This is a genomic window from Nocardia jiangxiensis NBRC 101359, from assembly GCF_000308615.1.
GTDB lineage: Bacteria > Actinomycetota > Actinomycetes > Mycobacteriales > Mycobacteriaceae > Nocardia > Nocardia jiangxiensis.
Genome location: NZ_BAGB01000127.1, coordinates 1 through 2,795 on the forward strand (window position 1 = coordinate 1; position 2,795 = coordinate 2,795).

Below are 2,795 nucleotides of genomic sequence, written 5' to 3' on the forward strand. Positions count from 1 at the left end.
CCCCGGACGATCCCGCACATACCCCAACAACCGGCTCGCCTGCCCCACCAACGCTTCAGCCGACTTCCCCGACAAGATCCACGGCACCACCGACCGACCCAAAGCAGGGAGAGCACCATCGGCTGCGCCACCGCCAGCTGCCGCACGATCGGCCGTGTCTCCAACGCGCGCGACAGCACCAGCAGTGCCCCCAACACGTGCGACGCCATCACGAACAACGTCCCCAGCGCTCACAACACCATCGGATTCGTCCGCCCCACGGGCAAAAGTATCTGTGGCATCGGCGGTCCGCACGGCACCACCGGCGGCATCGCCAACGGGCGCAGCCCCATCGGATGCGTCACCAATAGGCGCGACGGCATCAGCAGCGTCCCCAACGGATTCGACACCATCGGCACCACCAGGCGCGGCCCCGACGCAAACGACACTGTCTGTTGAGTTACCCACCACCACACCGTTATTCGAGTCGCCATCGACTCGAGCGCTGTTGGTCCGATGCGATGCCGGTTCGGATGGCGCCTGTTCCAGGATTACGTGCGCATTGGTGCCGCTGATACCGAACGACGAAATACCGGCGCGGCGTGGTGCACCGTTATCGGGCCATTCTCGGGACTCGGTCAGCAGCGAGACCGCGCCGGACGACCAATTCACATGGGGGCTGGGCACATCCACGTGCAGTGTCCGAGGCAACATGCCATGCCGAAGCGCCTGCACCATCTTGATCACACCGGCCACACCCGCGGCTGCCTGCGTGTGACCGATATTCGACTTCACCGATCCCAGCCATACCGGCCGCTCGTCGACGCGGTCGCGCCCGTAGGTCGCCAACAAGGCTTGTGCCTCGATGGGATCGCCCAACCTGGTGCCCGTCCCGTGCGCCTCGACCGCATCCACATCCGCCGCGAACAAACCGGCATTGGCTAGCGCAGCCCGGATCACCCGCTGCTGCGAAGGGCCGTTCGGCGCGGTCAACCCGTTGGACGCACCGTCCTGGTTGATCGCCGATCCTCGTACCACCGCCAGGATTTCGTGCCCGAGCCGCCGCGCATCCGACAACCGCTCGACCACCAGCACACCCGCACCCTCAGCGAACCCGGTACCGTCCGCAGCCCCCGCGAACGCCTTGCACCGCCCATCCACCGACAACCCGCGCTGGCGGCTGAACTCGGTGTAGATCCTCGGGGTGGCCATGACGGTGACGCCGCCGGCCAACGCCAGATCGCATTCCCCCAACCGCAACGACTGCACCGCCAGATGCAACGCCACCAATGACGACGAACACGCCGTATCCACCGATACCGCAGGCCCTTCCAGACCCAACACATACGCCACCCGACCCGACGCCACACTCGAGGTCTGGCCGGTGCCGGAGTAATCCTCGGATTCGGCGGCCGCCGCCTGCGTGCCGTAGCCCTGTGCGATCAGACCGGTGAAGACTCCGGTCGGGGTGCCGCGCAACCGCAGCGGATCAATTCCCGCGTGCTCCAACGCCTCCCACGACACCTCCAACAACAACCGCTGCTGCGGATCCATCACCGTCGCCTCGCGCGGACCGATTCCGAAGAATGCCGCGTCGAATCCGGCCGCATCGTCGAGGAATCCGCCCGCCCGCGTGTACGATTTACCCACCGCGTCCGGGTCCGGATCGAACAACCCCGCCAGATCCCAGCCGCGATCGCGCGGGAATCGGGACACGACATCCTCGCCGCGAGAAATTAACTCCCACAAATCATCCGGTGAGCCGACACCGCCCGGAAACCGGCACCCGGCGCCCACGATCGCAATCGGTTCATCCACTACGGCCCGCAGCGGCGATTCCGGCTGCCCTCGATCCCGCACCCCCACGATCTGTTCCCGCACGTGGCGAGCGAGCATCGCGGGCGTCGGATAATCGAAAACGAGTGTGGACGACAGTGCCAGCCCGGTCGCCGCCTCGAGCCGATGCCGCAGTTCGACCGCCGACAGCGAGTCGAATCCCATGTCGCGAAATACCGTATCCGGGTCGATATCGCCGGGACCGTCGTGTCCCAGCACCACGGCAACCTGAGATCGGACCACCTGCGACAGCACGGCGAGCTGTTCGTCCTCCGCCAGCCCGCGCAACCGCTGCGCCAGCGCGGACACCGGTTTCACCACGTCCTCGGACGGCTCGACGACCGATCTCGACCGAGCTTCGTGCCGCCCAGCGCGATCAGGCGCAGCGGACCCCGTCAACCAGAACCGACGTCGCTGAAATGCATACGTCGGCAATGGGATACGACGAGCCCCCGCGAGCATCCCACGCCAGGCCACCCCCACGCCACGCACATGAGCCTGCGCGACGGACATCAGGAACCGATCGAAACCGCCATCACCACGCCCGAGCGACGGAACAACCACCGCCCCGGCATCTTCGACGCATTCAGCAGCCGTGTCCTCGATACCGGCGATCAGCACCGGATGCGGGCTCGATTCGACGAACACCCGATACCCGTGCCCGCACGCCGCACGCACAGCAGCCTCGAACTCCACCGTCTGCCGAATATTGCGATACCAGTACTCACCATCCAAACTCGCAGTGTCACAGAGATTTCCAGTGACCGTGGAAAAGAACGCAACCTCCGACGAGCGCGCCTCGATCCCCGACAACGCAGCGACAAGCTCGTCCCGGATGGCCTCGACCCCAGGCGAATGCGACGCGTAATCCACATCGATACGCCGAGCACGAACGCCGTTGTGCTCGCAGTGAATCAGCAACTCCTCCAACGCGGTCGGCGCACCCGACACCACCACAGCCGAAGGACCATTCACCGCAG

At 65.8% G+C, this 2,795-nt stretch carries 1 protein-coding gene; it reads right to left on the reverse strand.

The genetic code is table 11. From position 1 onward, the window contains the following. Positions 1 to 2,795, reverse strand: a 2,795-nt coding sequence (locus ON40_RS34560) for a type I polyketide synthase (protein WP_157186585.1), incomplete at both ends; no start/stop codon positions are given.